Annotated in this window: 22 protein-coding genes and 1 pseudogene; 16 read left to right on the forward strand and 7 right to left on the reverse strand. The window is 71.8% G+C overall.

The genetic code is table 11. The annotated features are described in order from the left end of the window. Positions 1-16 precede the first annotated feature (16 nt). The gene (locus tag ACFXKZ_RS22520; protein WP_380002713.1) at positions 17-787 is read left to right on the forward strand and encodes a PDZ domain-containing protein; all 771 of its coding nucleotides are present in this window, start codon (positions 17-19) and stop codon (positions 785-787) included. A 285-nt stretch (positions 788-1,072) separates the two neighbouring features. On the opposite strand, the gene ACFXKZ_RS22525 is transcribed toward ACFXKZ_RS22520, so the two are convergent. Next, positions 1,073-1,543: an Lrp/AsnC family transcriptional regulator gene (locus ACFXKZ_RS22525; RefSeq protein ID WP_380002714.1), complete on the reverse strand. Its 471-nt coding sequence runs from the start codon at positions 1,541-1,543 to the stop codon at positions 1,073-1,075. Positions 1,544-1,615: 72 nt separating this feature from the next. Between ACFXKZ_RS22525 and ACFXKZ_RS22530 the strand changes: the two genes are divergently transcribed. After that, positions 1,616-2,983, forward strand: a complete 1,368-nt coding sequence (locus ACFXKZ_RS22530; protein WP_380002715.1) for an FAD-binding oxidoreductase — start codon at positions 1,616-1,618, stop codon at positions 2,981-2,983. 430 nt (positions 2,984-3,413) lie between these two features. Here the strand turns inward: ACFXKZ_RS22530 and ACFXKZ_RS22535 are convergent, their stop codons facing one another. Next, positions 3,414-3,656, reverse strand: coding sequence for a hypothetical protein (locus ACFXKZ_RS22535; RefSeq protein ID WP_380002716.1), 243 nt, complete (start codon positions 3,654-3,656; stop codon positions 3,414-3,416). On the opposite strand from ACFXKZ_RS22535, the gene ACFXKZ_RS22540 reads away from it, so the two are divergent. Next, complete coding sequence (locus ACFXKZ_RS22540) at positions 3,655-4,512, forward strand: helix-turn-helix transcriptional regulator (RefSeq protein WP_380002717.1); 858 nt, start codon at positions 3,655-3,657, stop codon at positions 4,510-4,512. The genes ACFXKZ_RS22535 and ACFXKZ_RS22540 overlap by 2 nt on opposite strands. A 298-nt stretch (positions 4,513-4,810) precedes the next feature. Here ACFXKZ_RS22540 and alaS read toward each other — a convergent pair whose 3' ends face one another. After that, the gene (gene alaS / locus ACFXKZ_RS22545) at positions 4,811-6,121 is read right to left on the reverse strand and encodes an alanine--tRNA ligase (RefSeq protein WP_380002718.1); all 1,311 of its coding nucleotides are present in this window, start codon (positions 6,119-6,121) and stop codon (positions 4,811-4,813) included. A gap of 284 nt (positions 6,122-6,405) precedes the next feature. Between alaS and ACFXKZ_RS22550 the strand changes: the two genes are divergently transcribed. The 4 genes and pseudogenes from ACFXKZ_RS22550 to ACFXKZ_RS22565 form a co-directional block, all read left to right on the forward strand. Next, positions 6,406-6,768, forward strand: coding sequence for a zinc ribbon domain-containing protein (locus tag ACFXKZ_RS22550; protein ID WP_143658021.1), 363 nt, complete (start codon positions 6,406-6,408; stop codon positions 6,766-6,768). A 94-nt stretch (positions 6,769-6,862) separates the two neighbouring features. Further along, positions 6,863-7,669, forward strand: coding sequence for an SDR family NAD(P)-dependent oxidoreductase (locus ACFXKZ_RS22555; protein ID WP_380002719.1), 807 nt, complete (start codon positions 6,863-6,865; stop codon positions 7,667-7,669). Positions 7,670-7,778: 109 nt separating this feature from the next. Then, complete coding sequence (locus ACFXKZ_RS22560) at positions 7,779-9,083, forward strand: nicotinate phosphoribosyltransferase (protein ID WP_380002720.1); 1,305 nt, start codon at positions 7,779-7,781, stop codon at positions 9,081-9,083. Positions 9,084-9,136: 53 nt separating this feature from the next. Further along, positions 9,137-9,748 (forward strand): annotated as a pseudogene (locus ACFXKZ_RS22565) (isochorismatase family protein); the annotation flags it as partial. A 1,871-nt stretch (positions 9,749-11,619) separates the two neighbouring features. Here ACFXKZ_RS22565 and ACFXKZ_RS22570 read toward each other — a convergent pair. After that, positions 11,620-13,416, reverse strand: a complete 1,797-nt coding sequence (locus ACFXKZ_RS22570; protein ID WP_380002721.1) for an immune inhibitor A domain-containing protein — start codon at positions 13,414-13,416, stop codon at positions 11,620-11,622. 182 nt (positions 13,417-13,598) lie between these two features. Between ACFXKZ_RS22570 and ACFXKZ_RS22575 the strand changes: the two genes are divergently transcribed. Continuing rightward, positions 13,599-13,802 (forward strand): hypothetical protein, encoded by a 204-nt coding sequence (locus ACFXKZ_RS22575; RefSeq protein ID WP_126643288.1) that lies wholly within the window; start codon positions 13,599-13,601, stop codon positions 13,800-13,802. On the opposite strand, the gene ACFXKZ_RS22580 is transcribed toward ACFXKZ_RS22575, so the two are convergent. Next, the gene (locus tag ACFXKZ_RS22580) at positions 13,786-14,499 is read right to left on the reverse strand and encodes an RDD family protein (protein WP_380002722.1); all 714 of its coding nucleotides are present in this window, start codon (positions 14,497-14,499) and stop codon (positions 13,786-13,788) included. The genes ACFXKZ_RS22575 and ACFXKZ_RS22580 overlap by 17 nt on opposite strands. Positions 14,500-14,664: 165 nt before the next feature. After that, a complete protein-coding gene (locus ACFXKZ_RS22585) occupies positions 14,665-15,609 on the reverse strand; it encodes an RDD family protein (RefSeq protein WP_380002723.1) in 945 nt (314 codons plus the stop codon). A 115-nt stretch (positions 15,610-15,724) separates the two neighbouring features. Here ACFXKZ_RS22585 and clpS point away from each other — a divergent pair, with 115 nt between their 5' ends. From clpS to ACFXKZ_RS22620, 7 genes are all read left to right on the forward strand, one after another. Further along, positions 15,725-16,015, forward strand: coding sequence for an ATP-dependent Clp protease adapter ClpS (clpS, locus tag ACFXKZ_RS22590; protein ID WP_174861535.1), 291 nt, complete (start codon positions 15,725-15,727; stop codon positions 16,013-16,015). 88 nt (positions 16,016-16,103) lie between these two features. After that, positions 16,104-16,700: a DUF2017 domain-containing protein gene (locus tag ACFXKZ_RS22595; protein ID WP_380002724.1), complete on the forward strand. Its 597-nt coding sequence runs from the start codon at positions 16,104-16,106 to the stop codon at positions 16,698-16,700. 138 nt (positions 16,701-16,838) lie between these two features. Beyond that, positions 16,839-18,248, forward strand: coding sequence for an amino acid permease (locus ACFXKZ_RS22600; protein WP_380002725.1), 1,410 nt, complete (start codon positions 16,839-16,841; stop codon positions 18,246-18,248). Between the two features lie 69 nt (positions 18,249-18,317). Beyond that, positions 18,318-18,731 (forward strand): Mov34/MPN/PAD-1 family protein, encoded by a 414-nt coding sequence (locus ACFXKZ_RS22605; RefSeq protein ID WP_380002726.1) that lies wholly within the window; start codon positions 18,318-18,320, stop codon positions 18,729-18,731. 162 nt (positions 18,732-18,893) lie between these two features. Further along, entirely contained in the window at positions 18,894-18,992 is a 99-nt protein-coding gene (locus tag ACFXKZ_RS22610; protein ID WP_360307782.1) for a putative leader peptide, read from the forward strand. Positions 18,993-19,158: 166 nt separating this feature from the next. Next, on the forward strand, positions 19,159-19,440 hold the full coding sequence (locus ACFXKZ_RS22615) for a MoaD/ThiS family protein (RefSeq protein ID WP_380002727.1): 282 nt from the start codon (positions 19,159-19,161) through the stop codon (positions 19,438-19,440). Beyond that, positions 19,440-20,390 carry a PLP-dependent cysteine synthase family protein gene (locus ACFXKZ_RS22620; protein ID WP_380002728.1) on the forward strand — a complete coding sequence of 317 codons (951 nt, stop codon included), beginning with the start codon at positions 19,440-19,442 and terminating at the stop codon, positions 20,388-20,390. The genes ACFXKZ_RS22615 and ACFXKZ_RS22620 overlap by 1 nt, the downstream gene beginning before the upstream one ends. A gap of 104 nt (positions 20,391-20,494) precedes the next feature. On the opposite strand, the gene ACFXKZ_RS22625 is transcribed toward ACFXKZ_RS22620, so the two are convergent. Continuing rightward, complete coding sequence (locus tag ACFXKZ_RS22625; protein WP_380002729.1) at positions 20,495-21,112, reverse strand: TetR/AcrR family transcriptional regulator; 618 nt, start codon at positions 21,110-21,112, stop codon at positions 20,495-20,497. A gap of 143 nt (positions 21,113-21,255) precedes the next feature. Here ACFXKZ_RS22625 and ACFXKZ_RS22630 point away from each other — a divergent pair, with 143 nt between their 5' ends. Then, entirely contained in the window at positions 21,256-22,230 is a 975-nt protein-coding gene (locus ACFXKZ_RS22630; protein ID WP_380002730.1) for a zinc-binding alcohol dehydrogenase family protein, read from the forward strand. Positions 22,231-22,359: the final 129 nt, after the last annotated feature.

Here is a 22,359-nt window from a genome sequence, read left to right on the forward strand (position 1 = left end):
TGTTTAATTGCCAAGCGTGGCCCGAACCAAGCTCACCCTGCCGGTGTCTCTGCTCCTCGTCGCGTGCCTTTTCGGCTTCGCGTTTCTGGTGCCGATGCCGTACGTCCTGATCACGCCGGGCTCGGTCGCCGACACGCTCGGGGACGACGGAGGGCGGCCGGTGGTCGAGATCTCGGGGCCGGCTCCGGTGTACCCGACGACCGGGCACCTGTTGCTGACCACGATCCACGCGAGCGGGCGGAACGAGAAGCATCGGCTCGGGTCGCTGCTTTCCGCGTGGTGGGACGAGGACGAGTCGGTGGTGCCTCGGAAGTCGATCTACCCGGACGGCAAATCGGTCGAGCAGGTCGTCGAGACCAACGTCAAGGACATGGTCAAGTCGCAGGACAGCGCGACGGTCGCGGCGCTTCGGTATCTGGGCAAGTCGCCGGAGGACGTCAAGGTCACGTTGCACCTGTCCGATGTCGGCGGGCCAAGTGCCGGGCTGTTCTTCGCGCTGGGCATCGTGGACAAGATGACCGAGGGGCCGTTGACCGGTGGGCGGACGATTGCCGGTACGGGGGCGATCGACACGAACGGCAAGGTCGGCGAGATCGGTGGGTTGCCGATGAAGTTGTTGGCGGCGAAGCGGGCGGGGGCGACGGTGTTCATCCTGCCGAAGGGTGAATGTGGCGAGGCCGGGCGGGTGGGGGATTCGGGGTTGAAGCTGATTCCGGTGGAGACGCTCTCGGGGGCGGTCGATGCGTTGAACGCGCTCAACGCCGGGGGCAAGGTTCCGTCGTGCTGACGCCTTTGGCCTCAAACGCCGGCCGGGCTGGGTGGTTGTTCGGCTGATGCCGGGCGTTGGTGGGCTTTGTCGGCCTCAAACGCCGGCCGGGTTGGTCTTGTCGATCACCTTCGCGCCCGCCGCCTTGAGCGCGATGCCCGCGATCCAGGCGGCCCTTCCGCGATCGTGGTGCCGACCGCCGGCAGTTACCGTCGCCCGCCGCCCGGGAAACGCCAGATGGGCCGAGCGGGCACGACCGTCACCCGAACCGGCGTCCCGTTACCCATCCGCCACGACCGCGTGCGCTCACCCCTCCGTCACCGCGCACTCGACCAGCGGCAACACCCGATACGGCACCGGGTTCTCCGTCGCGATCGTCGTGGAGGCGCGGACCACCGCGTCCAGCTCGACGATCCCCTCGATCACCTGCTGCAGATGCGCGTTGGAGCGGGCCACGATCCGGCACAGCAGGTCGCCCCGACCGGTGATCGTGTGCACCTCCAGCACCTGCGGCACACACTCCAGGTGTTTGCGCACGTCACGCCCCTGCCCCTGGCGGATCTCCAGGGTCATGAACGCGGTCACCGGGAAGCCGAGCGTGGCCGGGTCCACGTCCGGCCCGAAGCCCCTGATCACGCCGCCCTCGCGCAGCCGGTCCAGGCGTGCCTGTACCGTCCCGCGCGCCACGGCGAGCCGGCGCGAACACTCCACGACACCGATCCGCGGCGTGTCCACCAACAACCTGATCAGCGCGGCATCCAACCGGTCGATCTGCACGGTGCCCTCCCTCGGGGTACTCGGTTCCCGGTGCCTACCCTGGGGCCATTCACGGCCACACCGGGAGGCAGCATGACGACCGACCTGATCGCGGCGCTGCGGGAGGATCTACCCGCGCACGTCCTGGTGACGGACGCGGACATCGCCGCATCGTACGCGCGTGACATGGCCGGCCTGTGTGCGGCCGGTAACCCTGCGGTGGTGGTCCTCGCCGAGACCACCGAACAGGTGCGGCACGTGATGCGGGTGGCCACCCGGCTGCGGGTGCCGGTGGTCCCGCAGGGCGCCCGCACCGGGCTGTCGGGCGGGGCCAACGCGGTGGACGGCTGCATCGCGCTGTCACTCGTACGGATGAACCGGATCCTGCGCATCGACCCCGTGGACCGGATCGCCGTGGTCGAGCCCGGTGTGGTCAACGCCGACCTGTCCAAGGCCACCGCCGAATTCGGCCTGGTGTACCCGCCGGACCCGTCCAGCTGGGAGACCTGCACGATCGGCGGCAACATCGGTACCGGCGCGGGCGGGCTGTGCTGCGTCAAGTACGGCGTGACCGCCGAGTACGTGCTCGGCCTGGAGGTCGTCCTCGCCGACGGGCGAGTCCTGCACACCGGGCGGCAGACCGCCAAGGGCGTCGCGGGCTACGACCTGACCCGCCTGTTCGTCGGCGCCGAGGGCACGCTCGGCGTGGTCACCCGGGCCACCCTGGCGCTGCGCCCCACCCCGCCGCCCGCGCTGGTGACGGTGGCCCAGTTCGCCGACACCGCCTCGGCCGCCCGCGCGGTCTCCGCGATCATGGCAGCCGGGCACACGCCCTCGCTGATGGAGCTGATGGACGGCACCACGCTGCGGGCGGTGAACGCGCTGGCCGCCATGGGCCTGCCCGAGCACAGCGCGGCGCTGCTGCTGATCGCCGTGGACACCCCGGAGCCGGCCGCCGAGTTGGCCGCGATCGAGGCGATCTGTACCGGGGCGGGCGCGTTCGAGGCGTTCACCGCCGAGGACGCCGAGGACTCGGCGATGTTCATGCAGGCCCGCCGGCTCGCGCTGCCGGCCCTGGAGCGGCTGGGCACGAGCATGATCGACGACGTCGCGGTGCCGCGTTCGCGACTGGGCGACATGCTCGACGGGGTGGCCGCGATCGCCGAGCGCCACGACACGGTGATCGGGGTGTGCGCGCACGCGGGCGACGGGAACACCCACCCGATCGTGATCTTCGACGCGACCGACCCGGCCGCGGTCGAGCGGGCCGGTCTCGCGTTCGATGCGATCATGCGACTCGGCCTGGACCTCGGCGGCACAATCACCGGAGAACACGGCGTGGGCGTACTCAAGCGGGAGTGGCTGGCGGAGGAACTGGGGCCGGTGGGTGTCGAGGTGCAGCGCGGCATCAAGGCCGCGTTCGACCCGCTGGGCATCCTCAACCCGGGCAAGGTGGTCTGAGGGGTGGGCTGAAGGTCGGCTGAACGAACCCGGAGCAGGGGGTGGTCCGGAGCACCCGCTGCTCCCTCGGAGGTCCTGTCGACTGCTCCCGGGGTGGCATGCCCCGGGGGTACGTCGGGGTTTGGGTCGTCCTCGGGTAGTAGGCGTGATCGGCACTCCCGGCCGACGCCCGAATGGGGGTACGACACCTAGGTTTGGATACGTCGCCCCTGCTGGGGCGCACGGTGTCGCCCTCTCGGGGCGGACCGGGGTGCGTTCGGAGGTGGCGGTCGTGGAGAAGCGGGACAGTCGAGAGGTACGGGTCGCGGCGATCGCGCTGCGCCGCCGTCGGCAGGCACGCGCGCAGGCCACCGCCCGCCTCGTCACCGCGATCCGCCGAGCCGCCTGACCGGCTCTCCTTGCGATGTACGACCCCGCCGCCGAGGCGGGGTCACAGCGCGCCGGCCGCGGCGCGCACCGTCGGGTGTAGCGGGTAGCCGAGTTCGCGGCGCGCGGAACCCGTGTCCGGCAGCCCCTCCCACGCATCCGCGGCGCCGCCGTCCACGCCGCCGGCGGTCGGGCGGTCGGGTTCGACCGCAGACTCGTCGACCTCGGATGCGTCGTCCGGGCACTGCGGATCCAGGGACACATGGTCCCTGGATACCGCTCCGGCCAGGGCCGATGCTGGGGGCATGAGCGATCGACGCGAACTTGCCGGCTTCCTGACGCGCAGCCGGGAGCGGTTGTCCCCGGCCGACGTGGGGTTGCCCGACGGCTCCCGGCGGCGCACCGCGGGGCTGCGGCGCGAGGAGGTCGCGCGGCTGGCCGGGATGTCGGTCGACTACTACGCGCGGCTGGAGCAGAGCCGGGGCGCCAACCCGTCGTCGCAACTGCTCGCCGCGCTGGCCCGCGCGCTGCGGTTGGACCAGGACGGTCGCGATCACCTCTTCCACCTGGCCGGGCAGGTACCGCCGGGGCGCTCGTCGGGCCGCGACGCGCACGTGCCGCCGGCGATGTTGCTGGTGCTCGATCGGTTGTACGACGTGCCGGCGCAGGTGATCTCCGATCTGGGCGACGTGCTCGCGCAGAACACGATGGCGGTCGCGTTGATGGGGCCGGGGGTCGGACGCAACATCCTGGTGCGGTGGTTCACCGAGCCGGACTCACGGTCGCGCTTCCGGGCGGAGGACGCGGACGCCGCCTCCCGTACCCACGTGGCCGATCTGCGGGCCACGGTCGGGCGGCGGGCCGGTGATCCCCGGGCGGCGGCGCTGGTGGCGCAACTGTCGGCGGGGTCGGCGGAGTTCGCGCAGTTGTGGGCCGCGCACGATGTGGCGGTGCGGCGGTCGATGGACAAGACGTTCCGGCATCCGTCGATCGGCGACATCACGGTGCGGTGCGAGGTGCTGGTCGCGGCCGAGGCGGATCAGCGGCTGATCGTGTACACGGCCGAGCCGGGGAGCCGGGCGGCGGAGCAGTTGGCGCTGCTTCGGGTGGTGGGCGTGCAGACCATGACGGCCTCGGCGGAGGCGGGCATGGGGCGGGATTGAGCGGGGTGGGGGCGGGGCCGGGGCCGGGCCGGGGCGGCGGGCTTCGGGGCGGGCCGGCCTGCGGCCCGGTTTTCCTCAAGCGCCGGACGGGCTGGGTGGGCTCGGGTCGGCCGGTTGCGCTTTGGGTTTCGGGTGGGGGTGGCGCGTGTGTGGTGTGGGCTCGTGGTTCAGCCCGTCCGGTGTTTGAGGAAAACCGGGCCGGAGGCCGGCCGGGGCCGGAGTTGCTTTGCTTCGGGCCCCGGGGGTGGATCCGGGGTGGTTCGTTGGGGTTGGTTGCTTGACTTGGGGCCGGGTTTTGTTATTGCTCGGTCGGGTTTGGGGGGAGGGTTGGTAGGAGGGTGCGTAGGTGGGAGTGGTCCACCGTCAGGCCGGACTCGCGGGCTGCCTCGATGGTCAGGTCCGGGGGGTAGCCGTGGGAGTCGTAGAGGGTGAATACGGTCTCCGCCGGCAGGTCGGATCGGCCCGTCGCGAGGCGGCGGCGGATGGCACGGTCGACCAGGCGGGTGCCGCGGGTGAGGACTCGGTCGAAGGACTCCTCCTCCCGCGCGGTCACCTCCTCGATCAGGGGCGCCGCGAGGGCGAGTTCGGGCCAGGACGGGCCCAGGTTGCGCACCACGCTCGCAGTGATCGGCGGCAGGATCGCGCCTTCGATGCCGAGTCGGCGGCCGTGCCGGATCGCGCGTCGCATCAGCCGGCGCAGGACGTACCCCGTGCCCTCCTTGTCCGGCCGGATGCCGTCCGCGAGCAGGAACGCGATCGCCCGCGCGTGGTCGGTGACCACCTCGAACGAGACCCGGTCGGGGTCCTCGCGGTCTACGGGGGAGTAGCCCCGACCCGCCGACTCCTCGACCACCGCGAGCGTGGGCCGCAGCAGGTCGGTCTCGACCGCGCCGCCCACGTCTTGGAGGATCGCCGCGAGCCGGTCCAGCCCGAGCCCCGTGTCGACGCCGGTGCGCGGCAGTTCGCCGAGGACGGGAAAGCTCCCGTCGGGCCCGCTCTCGCCGCGCACGCTGCGCATGAAGACCAGGCTCCACAACTCGACGAAGCGCTCCGAGTCCACCGCCGGTCCGCCGTCCGACCCGAACGACGGGCCCCGGTCGTAGGTGACGTCCGAGCACGGCCCGCACGGCCCCGGCACGCCCATCGACCAGAAGTTGTCCGCCGCGCCCATCCGTTGGATCCGCGACGACGGCACGCCGACCGCGCGCCAGATCCGCTCCGACTCGTCGTCGTCCTCGTACACGGTGATCCACAACCGGTCGCGGGACAGGCCGAAGTGTTCGGTGAGCAGTTCGTACGCGAACGCGACGGTCTCCGGCTTGAAGTAGTCGCCGAAGGAGAAGTTGCCCAGCATCTCGAAAAAGGTCGAGTGCCGACGGGTGTACCCGATGTTGTCGACGTCGACGGTGCGGACGCACTTCTGGACCGAGGTCGCGCGGGGGAACTCGGGCTCGACGTCGCCCAGGAACCAGGGTTTGAACTGGTTCATCCCCGCGTTCGCCACCAGCAGGCTCGGATCGGGCGGCAGCAGTGAACCGGACGGCACCGGGCGGTGTCCGCGCGCGGTGAAGAAGTCGAGAAAGGTGGAGCGGATGTGTGGAGAGAGCATGGCGCATCGGCCTTCGCGAGAGCAGCGGGCGGTGGGGGTACACGCTGGGGGTACACACACGCCGAGCCGGGCCGAGGCGCGCTATCGCGCCCGGTTCGCCGGCCCGACGCCGGTAGCTCGCTGCTCGTGGATCTCCATGTCCCCGACGATAACGGGACGCTTCGCCGGGGTCGACGGGATATCCGGGGCCCCGGCCGGGCGAACCGGGACTCGGGCCCGAAATCCCGGTGCGGGCCCGGCGAACCGGCTTCTCGCGCCGGTCGGCATGCCCTACCGTGCCGATCATGAGCGAGCAGCCACGCAGCGAGGTCCCGGCCGGCGACGGCGGCGACCTGCGCCCGGACATGGCCGATCGACTGCGCTCCTACTGGGGTTTCTCCGCGCAGCGCGAACGCCAGGCCGCGATCGGCCGCGCCGCGCCGCGCAAGCGGCGGCACGTCGAGGTGCAGTGCGGCAAGTGCGGCTCGACCAAGGTGAGTACGGACATCGTCGGCGACTACGTCTGCGGTTCGTGCGCCGCGCGCTGGCGACCGCCGACCGCCGCGGACGGGCCGACCTGTCCCGAGTGCGGCTCGGGCAAGGTGTCCTCGATGCCGTACGGCGATCGTAAGTGTCGGGACTGCGATCACCAGTGGCGACCCAGCTGACCTGCGATTTCGCCGGTACGCCCTTGTTTTGTCGCGCGGTTGCCGGTACCCACCGAACCCACGAGAGCACAACGATCCACGTGGGAGGCAGCGCATGGCAGGACGTCTTTTGGACCACGTCGCGGTGATCACCGGCTCGGGTGCCGGCATCGGGCGCGGGATCGCCCGGCGGTTCGCGGCCGAGGGGTGTCGGGTCCTGGTGAACGACATCCGCGGTGAGGCGGCGGAGCGGGTGGCCGCCGAGATCACCGACACGTTCGGCGTCGAGACGCTCGCGGTGGTCGCCGATGTCACGATCAAGGCCGAGGCGGTCGGGCTGGTCGAGGCCGCGCTGTCCCGGTGGGGACGCCTGGACACGCTGGTCAACAACGCGTGGGGCGGCGGCCGGATCAACCGGATCGAGAACAAGACCGACGAACAGTTCCGGCACGGCCTGGACATGGCGATGTGGGCCGGGTGGTGGACGATGCGCGCGGCGTTCGAGCCGATGCGGGACGCGGGCGGCGGCAGCGTGATCAACATCGCCAGCCTGAACGGGGTCAACGCGCACCGCTTCACGGCCGAGTACAACGTCGGCAAGGAGGCGCTGCGCGCGCTGACCCGCTCGGCCGCGCGCGAGTGGGCGCCGCACCGGATTCGGGCGAACGTGATCTGCCCCGGGGCCAGGACCGAGGCGTTCGAGGCGTACGCGAGGGCGAACCCGGAGGCCGCCGCGGCCGCAGAGGCGCTGAATCCGATGGGGCGGTTGGGCGATCCGGAGACCGACATCGGCGGCGTCGCGCTGTTCCTGGCGAGCGAGGATTCGTGCTACGTGACCGGCAACACCCTGTTCGTGGGTGGCGGGACGCACATCAACGGGTCGACGTGGGCGCCGACGCCGGAGGAGGATCGGGTCGGGTAGATGTCCGAGATGGTGGATGAATGCGGGCTATTGAGGCGGAATTTCCGTGATGCGCGCCACTCTTGCGAGTAATCGTCAAACTGACGAGTAATCGTGTTATGCTGACGACATGGACACCGCAACCACGGCATTGCTGACGGATCACTACGAGCTGACGATGCTCGAAGCCGCACTGCGCAGCGGTGCGGCGCACCGTCGTTCGGTGTTCGAGGTCTTCGCCCGCCGGCTGCCGGACGGGCGCCGTTACGGCGTGACCGCCGGCACCGGGCGACTGCTCGACGCCATCGAGAACTTCCGCTTCGACGACGAGACGCTGAGCTTTCTCGACGAGGCCGGCGTAGTCGGCCGGGCGACGCTGGACTGGTTGGCCGGCTACCGCTTCACCGGCAATGTGTGGGGCTACGCCGAGGGCGAGTGCTGGTTCCCCGGCTCGCCGCTGGTGGTGGTCGAGGGCAGCTTCGCCGAGGCGGTGGTGCTGGAGACGCTGATCCTGTCGATCCTCAACCACGACGCCGCGGTCGCCGCCGCCGCGTCGCGGATGACCTCGGCGGCGGCCGGGCGGCCGTGCATCGAGATGGGCTCGCGCCGCACCCACGAGGAGGCCGCGGTCGCCGCCGCGCGCGCCGCGTACATCAGCGGCTTCGCGAGCACGTCCAACCTGCGGGCGGGGCAGCGGTACGGGATTCCGACCCGGGGCACCAGCGCGCACGCCTTCACGCTGCTGCACGACGACGAGCGCGAGGCGTTCGCGGCGCAGGTGGCCGCGCTGGGGGCGGACACCACACTCCTGGTGGACACCTACGACGTGGCGACCGCGGTACGGACGGCGGTCGAGGTGGCCGGGCACGAACTGGGCGCGGTCCGACTCGACTCGGGCGACCTGCTCCTGCTCGCCCACCGGGTGCGGGCGCAGCTCGACGAACTCGGCGCGGCCAAGACCCGGATCGTGGTCACCAGCGACCTCGACGAATACGCGATCGCCTCGCTGCGGGCGGCCCCGGTGGACGCCTACGGGGTGGGCACGCAGCTGGTCACCGGCTCGGGACACCCGACCGCGTCGCTGGTGTACAAGCTGGTCGCGCGCGCGATGAGCGACGAGCCGGACGCGCCGCTGGTGCCGGTGGCCAAGAAGTCGCCGGGCAAGCCCAGCCACGGCGGCCGCAAGAGCGCGGTGCGGCGCTACGACGCGGACGGGGTGGCCGAGGCCGAGGTGCTGCGGCCGTTCCGGGCGGACGCGGAGCCGGTGCCGGGGGAGCGGGAACTGCTGGTCCCGCTGGTGCTGGGCGGGGAGATCGTCGGGCGCGAGCCGCTGTCGGCGGCGCGGGCGCGGCACGAGCGTTCGCGTGAGGAACTGCCGCTTTCGGCTACGCAGCTCTCGCGCGGGGAACCGGTACTTCCGACGATTTACGAGTAGGCGCGAGCGGGTTCGTCGGTGGCGACGGGCCGGTCACGAGGAGGCAGGTGGCGATGACCCGGGCATTGATCGTGGTGGACGTACAGAACGACTTCTGCGAGGGCGGAAGCCTCGCCGTCGCGGGCGGCGCGGCGGTGGCCGAGGCGATCCGGCACCACGTGGCGGCCAACGCGGCCGAGCAGCCGCCGGACCCGGTACACGCGGAGACGCCGGCGTATGCGCACATCGTGGCCACGCGGGACCACCACGTGGACCCCGGGGCGCACTTCTCGGCGACGCCGGACTACGCGCGGTCCTGGCCGGTGCACTGCGTCGCCGGGACGGAAGGGGCGCTCTTCCACCCGGCGTTCGCGTCGGCGGTCGAGTCGGGGCGGGTGGAGGAGGTCTTCTCGAAGGGCGCCCACGCCGCCGCCTACAGCGGCTTCGAGGGAGCCGCCGCCGACGGAACGTCCCTCGCCGCGTGGTTGCGGGAGCGGGGGGTCACACAGGTGGACGTGGTGGGCATCGCCACCGACCACTGCGTCCGGGCAACGGCCCTCGACGCGGTAGGCGAGGGCTTCGCCACCCGGGTACTCCTGAGCCTCACGGCCGGGGTGGGCCCGTCGAGCACAGCGACGGCCCTGGCGCAGATGCGGGAGGCGGGCGTGGAACTGGTGGGCGCCCCGGGCGGCCGGGGGGGCTGTGGGGGGGGGGGGGGGGGGACGGGGGGGGCGCGCGGGGGGGGGGGGGCGGGGGGGGGGGGGGGGGGGGGGGGGCGGGGCGGCCTCAAACGCCGGCCGGGCTGAGTGGTTTGGCTTGGCTTGGAGCTGAGGCGGTGCTGGCGTCTCGGTTGGGTCGGGGTGGCCGGCTCGGCCCGGCTTGAGCGAGTCAGGCTGCGGTTGCGGGGCCGACCCGGGTCGCGGGGTGGGCCGCCGCCGGCGTGCGTGGCTTCGAGACTTGGGGTTTCCGGCGGGGCGGGTGTGTTGGTCGGCTTAAAAGCGGCCAGCGGCGGCGGGCGGGGTGGGTGCTCGGGTTGGGTTCGCCGGGCGTGCGTTTCCGGGTGGGTCGGGTGTTTTCGGCGTGCGTTGCGCTTTGGGTGGCGGGTGGCTGGTGCGGGGTCGGTCAGGGTCGGTGGTGGGTCGCCGTCGGCGTGCGGGGCTTCGAGACTTGGGGCTTGCGGCGGGGCGGGTGTGTTGGTCGGCGGAATAGCGGCTGGCAGCGGCGGGCAGGGTGGGTGCTCGGGTTGGGTTCGCCGGGCGTGCGTTCCCGGGTGGGTCGGGTGTTGGCGGCAAGACTCGCGCCTTGGGCTGCGGGTGGCCGATGCGGGGCTGGTCAGGGTCGGTGGTGGGCCGCCGCCGGCGTGCGGGGCTCCGAGACTTGGGGCTTGCGGCGAGGCGCGCGTGTTGGTCGGCGAAAGGCGACCAGCAGCGGCGGGCAGGGCGGGTGCTCGGGTCGGGTTCGCCGGGCGTGCGTTCCCGGGTGGGTCGGGTGTTGGCGGCAAGACTCGCGCGTTGGGCTGCGGGTGGCCGATGCGGGGCCGGTCAGGATCGGTGATGGGCCGCCGCCGGCGTGCGGGGCTCCGAGACTTGGGGCTTGCGGCGAGGCGCGCGTGTTGGTCGGCGAAAAAGCGACCAGCAGCGGCGGGCAGGGGGGCGGTCGAGTCGAGTCTGCCAAGGAGCCTTCCCGAGTGGGTGAGGTCGTGTTTCGAGGAACCGGATCGCGGCGGGTGGTTTTGGCACTTGGGTTTCGGTGACCTGCGGTCTTGCGTGGTCGCGGTGGAAAGTCTGGTGTCGAGTGCCGGTTTCGCGTCGCTCCGGCTCTCTCAACGCCGGCATGGAGACCGAAACTGCCGAGTCAGGGTCGGCTTCGTGCACTCCGGCCTCACGGCGGGCATCGAGAAGACCGAAAGTGCCCAGTGGAGGTCGGAATCGGATCCCGAAGCACTCCGAAATGCCACCTAGCCGTGCTGACCTGCAGTTTTCTCTCACTCCGGCGCTGCGGCACCCCACGCCATCCGGTTTCGTCAACCTTGCCGGCCACATGCCCACCGCACCCCGAAAACACCCCGACCCAACCCACTCGGGAAGGCTCCCCGGGAGAACCCGACCGGACCGCCCTCCCGCTCCCCCGCTGCCTGCCGGTTTTCGCCGACCAAGACGCGCGCCCCGTCGGAAGCCCCAAGTCTCGGAGCCCCGGACGCCGGCGGCGGCCCATCACCGATCCTGACCGGCCTCGCATCGGCCACCCGCAGCCCAAGGCGCGAGTCTTGCCGCCAACACCCGACCCACCCGGGAACGCACGCCCGGCGAACCCGACCCGAGCACCCGCCCCGCCCGCCGCTGCTGGTCGCTTTTTCGCCGACCAACGCACCCGCCCCGTCGGAAGCCCCAAGTCTCGGAGCCCCGGACGCCGGCGGCGGCCGACCCCGCGACCGGACCCGCCCCGCACCGGCGCCCGTAGCCGCGGGCTGGATGTCAGCCGGGAAGGCCCCCAGGGGACCCGGCCCAGCCCGGCCCGGCCCGGCCCACATCCCCCTCCGCGTCCCCCGCGGGCGTTGTCACGGCGTGGACTTGGTGATTGTGACCCTTGTCGCGCCCCCCGTTCTGGTGGGGCCTTCCGTGTGGATTTGTACGCCGGTGTGGGGGACCTTTACGCCTGTGGTGGGGGAGGCTCCGGACCAGTACGTGGCTGTGTCGGTGAAGGTTGGGGTGCCCGGGCGGGATGGGAAGGTGCCCAGTCGGCTCAGGGTGATTGCGGAGGTTTGTTCGGATTCTGCGGTCAGGGCCGCGTCGGCGGTTTGGAAGCGGGTGGGCAGGGGTTTGCCGGTGGGGTCGCGGAGGAGGTCCGGGTGGATGTCGATCGGGAGGATCAGGCCCTCGCCCGGGTGGCGGGAGACGTCGTTGTCGGTGAACGCGGTGTCCCACAGCCAGATCAGGACGCCCTCGCCGTAGGGGAAGTGGGTGGCCACACGTTTGCCGGCGGTGAGTTGGTACGGGCCGTCGACCAAGGCGGTGTCGGCGCCGACGTATTGGCGGTTCTCGACGATGTACCAGCGTTTTGCGCCGTTGGGGCGTGGGGGCAGGGGGATCAGCAGGGCCTGGGGGTCGCCCGTGGACTGGTTGGGGGCCAGTTGCACCACGGTTTTTTGGGTCGGGTCGACGACCCGGACGTCCAGCCAGCCGAGTTGGAGCTTGTCCCACGCGGACAGGGCGCCCGGCAGGGAGCCCGCGCCGTCCTCGTCGCCGAGGTAGGCGCCGAGGGCCATCAGTGACCAGAAGCCGGGTGGGCCGTCGGTGGAATTGCCCCGGTCGTACAGGTCCGGCAGGCCCAGGTTGTGGCCGAACTCGTGTGCGATCACGCCCAGTCCGCCGTTCTCCGGCTGCATCGTGTAGTCGCCCACCCACAACCCCGAGTCTCCGATCGGCACCCCGCCCGCCCGGTTGCCGGCCGGGCCGGTGCGGCCCACCTGGTCGGCCTCGGCGTACCAGCGGTGCGACCAGATCGCGCCGCGGCCCTGTTCACCGCTGCCCTGGGCCTTGTCCACGCCGGCGTGCACGATCTCCACGTTGTCCAGGTAGCCGTCGGGCTCGTCGAAGTTGCCGTCGCCGTCGAAGTCGTCCCGGTCCCACCGGTCGAAGGAGGCCAGCCGCTCGCGGACCTGCGCGGCGCTCAGCCCCTCCGCGGCCCGCCCGTCGAACCACACCTTCAGCGCGTGGCGGACCAGCGCCCAGACGTCCCGGCACACGTTCCTGCCGCACGCGTCGTTGCCGTAGCGCGCCTCGTTGTACGGCACCCGCACCCAGTCGGTGACCTCGCCGTCGATCGAGTAGCGCCCCGCCGACTGCCGCAGGTAGTACGACGCCAGTGACGGCGCGATCGTGCCCGGGCCGAAGAACAGGTCCTGGTAGTGGTCGCGTTCGTAGGCCGGCCGCCACATCGTGGTGGTGTCCTGGGCTCGGTCCGGCGCGGGGATCGTGTTGTGCCGGGGGCCGGGGCGCGAGCCGTAGCGCTGCCCGTTCGGGCGGTCGAGACGATCGCCGAACTCGACCAGGATCACGAACACCCGTGACTCGGCGGGCGGTCGGGTCTCGGCGCTGCCCGCCTCCCCCGCCGGCACGGTGCGCGAGGTCGGCCCCGGATCCTCGGTCACCGCCCGCACCGCCGCGTCGCGCCGCTGTCGGCGACGCTCGCTGAACGGGTGCGACAGGTCGTGGTCGCGTTCGGCGAAGGCCCCGGAGTCGGCCCCCGCGGCCGGTTCGTCGGGTCTCGGCGCCGCGGGGGTGGACACCGCGGCGAGGATCAGCAGCGCGCACAGCACGGTGACGAGGGTGGGAGTGACGCGCCTGGGATTCACGAGGACGCTCCGGGGCTCGGGTGGTCCGAGATCGAGGATCACCACCCCGACCGGTCGCGGGAGGGTGCCCGGAGTCGGGACCGATAAATCCCGATCGCAATCGAATGCTTACATTGCGCGTCGCGCGCAGTAGCGTGAAACAGGGGGGCGTGCACAAAGGGGTGCAGGGGAGGTGGTGCGTCGTGGCAAGAGGAGATTTCTTCCGACTCGGCTACGGCGTATTCGTCACGATCGTCTTGACGGTCTCACTACTCGCGGCGTGGGAACCGCGCACCGTGGCGGGGGCTGCCGTCGCCATGGGCATCGGGGTCGCGCTCGGCACGACGACGGCAGTACTCGGGATCCGCGCCCGGCATCACTCGGCTCGGGTCACGCCCCGCGGATGACCGTGGTGTGCGCGGCCTTGTCGTGCAGGCACTGGTGCCAGGGCTGATCCCAGAGCTGCCACAGGACGTTGACCAGCCAGAACAACGTGCCCAGACACGGCACGATGACCGGAAGGGTGTACACGGCTGCGCGGGTCCACGCGATCGACCCCGCGATGGGCCCGCCGTCGGCCACCCGAACCACCCGGATGCCCAGCACCCGCTTGCCCAGGGTGCGGCCGAACCGGTCGAGTTGGAAGCCCTCGTAGACGAAGTAGACCAGCGAGAAGATCAGCCCCGAGGCGAACTGCGCGCCGAACGACACGTCGTCGTAGTTGTAGTCGCTGCCGGCGATCGGCCAGGAGATCAGGCCGGCGACCACGCCGACGATCAGGCTGTCGATGATCCGCGCGACCAGTCGGCGCAGCGGCCCGCCGAGCGTCGGCCCGCCGCCGTATCCGCCGCCGCCCGTGCCTGCGCCGTAGGTCGGCTCCTGGCCGTACGGGCCGCCCTGGCCGTAGGGGTACTGGCCCGTGGGGTCCTGGCCGTACGGCGGCTGCTCGGACGGATCCCGCCCGTAGGGCGGCTGCTGCCCGGTCGGGTCCTGCCCGTACGGAGGCTGGTTGCCGGCCGGTGGTTGTTGTCCGTACGGATTCCCGCGCGTCGGGTCGTTGCCGGACGGGTCGGAAGGCGGCGGGGGCGGTGGGCTTCCTGTCATAAAACCGAGTAAAGCGGACAAAAGCCGACGTGAGCGTGACGCCTTCGGCCAACCCTGGCGTGTCGCGTCTGTATGGGTGACGGGGGCGGGCGAGTCGGGTGAGTGGGGTGCATCGGGCCGACCCGCCCGGCCCCCGCCCGGCCCCGCCCGCCCCCGCCCGCCGGGTCAGTCCCGGGCGACGAACGTGCGGGCCGCCTTGTCGTGCAGCCCCTGGCGCCACGGGCGGTCGAACAGCCCCCACAGCGCGCCGAGCACGCCGACCACGAACACGCCCGGGACGTACAGGACCAGCCAGCGCCGTACCGACTGCCACAGCGTGGGGGTGTCGTGGCTGTCCAGGTCGGCCACCCGCAGGCCGAACAGGGTCTTGCCCAGCGAGCGGCCCCACTTCCAGGTGGGCAGCGCCTCGTACAGCAGCGCCGCCGCGAGCACCGTGCCGAGCACGATCGCGAGCGCGGTGCCGGTGGTGCCGTCGAGCAGCCACACCGTGGTGTCGCGACCCTCGTACCGGGCCCGGTCGATCTTGTCCCGGATGTGGTCGACCGCGTCCGGCACGATCGGGATGGCCACCGCGATGCCGGCCGCGAGCGGCACCAGCGCGTCGGCGATCCGGGCGAGCAGGCGCCGGCCCAGGTGCGCCGGCCGCCGCTCGTTGCTGCCGAACAGATCGGCCTGTACCGGCCGCCACGGCCCGGCCTCCCCGCCGGCGCGCGGCGGCGGCACGGTCTCGCCCGGCGGCGTCGCCCCCCTCGCCCCACCGGTCGGCGCGGTCGGCCCCGAACGCGGCACGTCCGCGCCACCCGGCCCCGGCTCGGCGCTCGGCGGCGCGTACATCCCGGTCGACGACATGTCGTACGGCGCGCCCGTGCTGGTGGACAACACCTCGCCGCGGATCACCCGGCCGCCCTGCCCGATCGCCTCCGGCGCGTTGGCCCGGATCGCGCCGCCTCCGGCCACACCGCCCGCGTCGGCGGTCGGGCCGTCGGCGGGCCGGCCGGGTTCCTCGGCCGGCCGGCTGCTGTCCGGCACCCAGGCACCGCCGTCCCAGTAACGGATGTGGCCGGTGATCTCCGGGTCCGGGTACCAACCCGGTGCGGGCGCAGAGGACATGCGCGGGATTTTGCCGTACCCGAGGGGGGACGGGTACGCCCCGGGTCACATCCGGGCACGCCGACCCCGTCGAGCCGGTTCGCCCGGGCCCTGGGCTGATGGCAGCATGGGACCCATGAGTGTCGCTCCCATCGAGGTCGAGAAGCATCAGCCCGACGAGGATGTCCGGGCCGAGACCCCGTGGGTGTGCATCGTCTGGAACGACCCGATCAACCTGATGTCGTACGTCACCTACGTCTTCCAGTCCTACTTCGGTTATCCGAAGCGCAAGGCCGAGAAGCTGATGCACGACGTGCACAACAAGGGTCGGGCCGTGGTGTCGTCGGGGACGCGCGAGGAGATGGAGCGCGACACCACGGCGATGCACGGGTTCGGGCTGTGGGCGACCATCCAGCACGACAAGTGACGCCCGCGCGGTTCGCACGACCCGGCCGGGCCCTCGGGCGCCCGCCGCACCCTCTCCTCGCCCATATTCTCCGGGAGTTGCACAGCCTGTGAACGGCCTCTTCATGCGCGGACGCTCGGGACGGCCCGAGATCGTCCTGGAAGACATGCACGTGCGAGTGCTGGCCGATCTGTGCGGTCAACTGGTCGAGATGGTCTCGCCCGACGACGAGGCGGTCGATCCGCTGGCCGCCGAACTGGGCCTGACCGGACTCGGCTCGACCGAGGTGCCGGCCACTCCGGACGATCCGGCGCTGGCCCGTCTGTTGCCGGACGCCTACGCCGACGACGTGGAGGCGGCGGCCGAGTTCCGCCGGTACACCGAGACCGACCTGCGGCTGCGTAAGCGGGACAACGCGCGGATCGTGCTCGCCGACCTGGCCGAACTGGTCGACCTGACCGTACCGGCCGAGGAAGACGAGGTCATGAGCGGCCGCGAGCACCGGGTGGTGCTGGACGCGGAGGGTGTGCAGGCCTGGCTCGGCACCCTCAACGACCTGCGCCTGGTGATCGGTACGCGACTGGAAGTCACCGAGGACATGGAGGAGTTCGAGGCCAAGCTGGCCGACGACGACCCGCGCCGGTGGTTGTTCGCGGTGTTCCACTGGCTGGGCGGCCTCCAGGACTCGCTGCTCGGAGCGTTGTAGACCCGCACCGGGCGCACGCACGGTGAACCGGCCATCCCGGCCATCCCGCCCAAACGGACACGCCGGAACAATCGGAATACCGGTTTCCGCCCCCCATCGTTGGTAATACGGCCTCCGTACCGACGAACGGGAGCGATCATGACGGAGACCGAAGCCGGATCGACCGCCTCGGGGGCCGGGCCCGGTGCGGACGCCGAGGGCTACGAGCGGGGGCTGAACGGTCGGCAGATCCAGATGATCGCCATCGGTGGGGCGATCGGCACCGGGCTTTTCCTCGGTGCGGGCGGGGCGATCGAGAAGGCCGGGCCGTCGTTGATCGCCGCTTACGCGGTGGCCGGCGTGATGATCTTCTTCGTCATGCGCGCGCTGGGCGAGTTGTTGATGTACCGCCCGGTGGCGGGCAGTTTCGCGGAATACGCGCGGGAGTTCTTCGGTCCGTTCGCCGGGTTCGTCACCGGGTGGACGTACTGGATCATGTGGGTGGTCACCGGGATGGCGGAGATCACCGCCGCGGGCGTCTACGTGCAGTACTGGTGGCCGGCGGTGCCGCAATGGGTGACCGCGCTCGTGGTGCTGCTCGTGTTGTTCGCGGCCAACCTGATCTCGGTCAAGCTGTTCGGCGAGTTCGAGTTCTGGTTCTCGATGATCAAGGTGACCGCGATCATCGGGATGATCCTGGTCGGCATCGGGGTGCTGATCTTCGGCTTCGGCGAGGCCGGCGACCAGGCGTCCGTCTCGCACATGTGGTCCGACGGCGGGTTCGCGCCCAACGGCGTCGGCCAGACTCTGCTGGTGCTCCAGATCGTGATGTTCGCGTTCCTGGGCGTCGAACTGGTCGGGGTGACCGCGGGCGAGGCGCAGAACCCGGAGAAGGTGCTGCCGCGCGCGATCAACACCATCCCGTTCCGGATCGGGTTGTTCTACATCGGCGCCCTGGTGATCATCCTCTCGTTGGCGCCGTGGACCGACTTCCACGCCAAGGAGAGCCCGTTCGTACTGGTCTTCGACCGGGTGGGCATTCCCGCCGCGGCGGCGATCATCAACTTCGTGGTGCTCACCGCGGCGCTGTCCTCGTGCAATTCGGGGCTGTACTCGACCGGTCGCATGTTGCGCACGCTCGCGGTGGAGGGGCAGGCGCCGCCGCGGGTGAGCGGGCTCAGCGCGCATCGGGTGCCGGCCATGGCGATCACCGTCTCGGCGATCGTGATGGGCGTGGGGGTGCTGGTCAACGCGCTGGTCCCGGACCGGGCGTTCATGTACATCACCTCGGTGGCCACCGTCGGCGCGCTGTGGACGTGGGGCATGATCGTCGGCTGCCAGATGCGCTACCGGCGCGCGGTGGACCGGGGACGGCTGGCCGGGCACGGCTTCCGGATGCCGGGCGCGCCGTACACGGGCTGGGCGGTGCTGGCGTTCCTGGCGATGGTGGTGGTCCTGCTGGGCTTCTCGGCGGACACCCGGATCGCGCTGTACGTGGTGCCGATCTGGGTGGCCTTCCTGGTGGTGGCGTACATCCCGGTGCGGCGCGGGCACGGGGCACGGGCCTGAGCGCGGAGGCGGAGCCGGCGCGACCCGCGCGGGCACGCGGGTCGCGCGGGTGCTCAGTACGCTCGGGGCATGCTCACCATCACCGCAGCCCTGCGCGATCGCATCGTCGCCCACGCCCGTGCCGACCACCCCGACGAGGCGTGTGGCGTGGTTGCCGGGCCCGAGGGCAGCGACCGCCCCGAACGGTTCGTCCCGATGCTCAACGCCGCGCGCTCGCCCACGTTCTACGAGTTCGACTCGGCCGACCTGTTCAAGCTCTACCGGGAGATGGACGACCGGGACGAGGAGCCGGTGATCGTCTACCACTCGCACACCGCGACCGAGGCGTACCCGTCGCGCACGGACGTGTCGTACGCGTCCGAGCCGAACGCGCACTACGTGCTCGTGTCCACGCGCGAGGAGGACACCTACGAGTTCCGGTCGTACCGGATCGTCGACGGCGTGATCACCGAGGAGGAGGTCAACGTGGTGGACGCCTACTGACCGGGGAACGGCGGGGGCGTCCCGCCGCCGGCTCACCCTCGCCCCGCCGTCGTCTCACCCGTCGATATGGGAGGTTCCGGCATGCGAGATCACATCAAAGCGACCCGGGGGAATGGCTAGCATGACCATATGCGTTATGCGGGCGTGAATACGACGGAAGCGGTGCCGGGCGGAGCCCCGGGCGCCTTCCTTGTCGCACGCCTGCACGTCGACCTGTGCCGACTCTCCAGCGCCCTCTGTCGCGCTGCGCGCGTGGGCTGATCCCGAGGTCGGATCGGCCCATCAGGCACCCAGGCAGCAGGCACGTCCCGCAGCACCGGCGCATGTGAACGACCCCCCGCCCCACCGCCTCCGATGGAGCGTCGGGGTGCGGCCCGCGTCCGGACTGCGTTCTCTCCGTTCGCGTCACAACCAGAGGAGCGCATCCATGGCCATCGAGGTCCGCATCCCGACCATCCTCCGTACCTACACCGACGGCGCGAAGGCCGTGCCCGGCAACGGCGCCACGCTCGCCGACCTGCTGGTCGACCTGGAGGTCCGACACCCGGGCGTGCGCGCTCGACTCGTCGAGGAGAACGGCGAACTGCGCCGCTTCGTCAACGTCTACCTCAACGACGAGGACGTGCGCTTCACCGGCGGTCTGACCACCAAGCTGGACGACGGCGACACCGTGACGATTCTTCCGGCGGTCGCCGGCGGCTCGATCTGATGCGTTACGAATCGTTGCTCGACTCGGTCGGCCGGACCCCGCTGGTCGGCCTGCCGACGTTGTCGCCGTCGCCGACCGTGCGGGTGTGGGCCAAGCTGGAGGACCGCAACCCGACCGGTTCGATCAAGGACCGCCCGGCCCTGCACATGATCGAGACGGCCGAGCGGGACGGGCTGCTCACGCCGGGGTGCACGATCCTGGAGCCGACCTCGGGCAACACCGGCATCGCGCTGGCGATGGCGGCCAAGCTCAAGGGCTACGAGATCGTCTGCGTGATGCCGGAGAACACCTCCGAGGAGCGCCGCGAGCTGCTGCGCATGTGGGGCGCGCGGATCATCGCGTCGCCCGCGGCGGGCGGGTCGAACACCGCGGTGCGGGTGGCCAAGGAGCTGGCGGCCGAGCACCCCGACTGGGTGATGTTGTACCAGTACGGGAACCCGGCCAACCCGGACGCGCACTACGCGACCACCGGCCCCGAACTGCTGGAGGACCTGCCGACGATCACCCACTTCGTGGCGGGTCTGGGTACCACCGGCACGCTGATGGGCGTCGGGCGCTATCTGCGCGAGAAGGTCCCGGGCGTGACGATCGTGGCGGCCGAGCCGCGCTACGACGACGTGGTGTACGGGCTGCGCAACCTCGACGAGGGGTTCGTGCCGGAGCTGTACGACGGCGACGTGCTGACCACGCGCTACTCGGTGGGCTCCGCCGAGGCGGTCGGGCGCACTCGCGAACTGCTGGAGAAGGAAGGCATCTTCGCTGGCATCTCGACCGGCGCGGTGCTGCACGCCGCGCTGGGCATCGCGCGCAAGGCGGTCAAGGCGGGGGAGTCCGCCGACATCGCGTTCGTGATCGCGGACGGCGGGTGGAAGTACCTGTCGACCGGGATCTACACGGCCGAGTCGACCGAGGCCGCGGTGGAGGGGCTGCACGGGCAACTCTGGGCCTGAGGGCCCGTTTCGTTCTCTGTTCTCGTATCGAGGCCGTTTGCCGCCTCCCGGTTCGCGCCGGGGGTGTGGAGGCGGCCTCGATGCGTTGGGGGAGGCGCGGGTGTTCAGGCGGCGGTGAGCAGGCCTTCGGCCAGGGTGCGTACGGCGGCGGCGACCCGTTCGCCCTCGCCCTGTTCGAGCAGGCGCAACACCGATCGGCTCTGCAAACCGGCGAGCAGGAGGTGGGCCTGCGTCTCGGCGTCGAGGTCGGGGCGGCGGGCGGCGAGCAGGTCGGCGATGTGTCCGTGCCAGAACCCGTAGACCGGGTGTGCGGTGCGCGGATCCTCGGCGGGGTCGGCGGCCGGTTTCGGGGTGGCGCTCGCGGCGTGGCCGAGCGCGGCCATCAGGCCCTTGTTGCGGGCGACCACGTCGACGATGGCGTCGAGGAAGGCGAGCAGGCGCTCCCCGGGCGGGGCGCCGGGGCCGAGCGGCGGCGGGCCGGTGGTGACCGCCGCGGTCAGGGCGAGTGCGCGCTCCGCCATCAGGGCCTCCATCAGGCCCATCCGGCTGCCGAAGCGGTGGAACACCGTGCCCTTGCCGACGCCCGCCGCCGCGGCGACCTGTTCCATCGAGATCTGCTCCGGGCGGTGTCGGGCCAGCAACTCCTCGGTGGCGCGCAGGATCGCGCGCCGGTTGCGGGCCGCGTCGGCGCGTTCGGGGCGGTCGGTGGGGGCTTCGGGCATCGCGTTCCTCATCACTGGTCGAGGCTGGTGATCCGTGGACAACTTGACCGGCGGTCCAGTACGTTCGAAGTCAACTTGACCGGCGGTCCAGTTTGGTGCCGGGTCGGGTATCCACCATGTTCTCCTGCCGCCCGGAGGGTCGAATGCGACGAGTCCGCTATCACGAGTACGGCGATCCGGAAGTCCTCACCGTGGAGGAGGCCGACGTGCCGACGCCCGGACCGGGACAGGTGCTGATCCGGAGCGAGGCGATCGGCGCGAACTTCGTCGACACCCGGTTCCGGCGCGGGCCCGCCGCCGGTCCGCTGTTCCGGCGGCCGTTGCCCGGGGTGCTCACCGGTGACGTGGTGGGCCGGGTCGAAGCGCGCGGCCCGGGGGTGGACGGGCCGCCGGTCGGCGCGCGGGTGGCCGCGTTGGCGGAGGACGCGTTCGCCGACTTCGTGCTCGCCGACGCCGAATGGGCGGTGGCGGTGCCCGACGGGCTCGACGCCGGTGTGGCGAGCGCGCTGCCGCTGGCCGCGCCGGTGGCGTTGCGGGCGGTGCGGACCGGGCGACCGGCCCCGGGCGAGACGGTGTTGGTGCACGCCGCCGCCGGGGGCATCGGCCACCTCGTCGTGCAACTGGCCAAACTGCTCGGCGCCGGTACGGTCGTCGCCGCCGTCGGGTCGGCCGCCAAGTTCGACTTCGTCCGGGCGTACGGCGCCGACTTCGCCGTCGACTACTCCGCCGCCGACTGGCCGGAGCGGGTGCGGGAGGTCGTGCCCGGGGGCGTGGACGTCGTGCTGGACTCGGTGGGCGGGGACATCCTGCGGCGCGCCTTCGACGTGGTGGCGCCGTTCGGGCGGGTCGTGGTCTACGGCGCGGCGAGCGGCGATGTGTCCGGCATCGCGCTCACCGACCTGTTCGCCCTGCGGTCCGTGGCCGGCTTCTCCCTCCTGGCCTGGCGCGCCGCCGCCCCCGAACGGGCCCGCGAGGAGCCGGCCGAACTCGCCGAACACCTGGCCTCGGGCCGGCTGCGCGTGGCGGTCCACACGACCCTCCCGCTGACCGAGGCGGTACAGGCCCACCGACTGCTGGAAGAACGCAGCCAACTCGGGCGGATCCTGCTCGTCCCCTGACGCTGCCGAAGCGGGCGGTCGTCGGCTTTCCCGCCGTCCGCAGGTGCGCGGGTGGGGCGGGCGGTATGACGTCGGTTACTCCGAGGGCGTTGTGTGGGGGCGCGTGGGGGGTCTCTGCGTACTCTCGGG

The sequence above is a fragment of the Embleya sp. NPDC059237 genome (assembly GCF_042754105.1).
Lineage (GTDB): Bacteria > Actinomycetota > Actinomycetes > Streptomycetales > Streptomycetaceae > Embleya.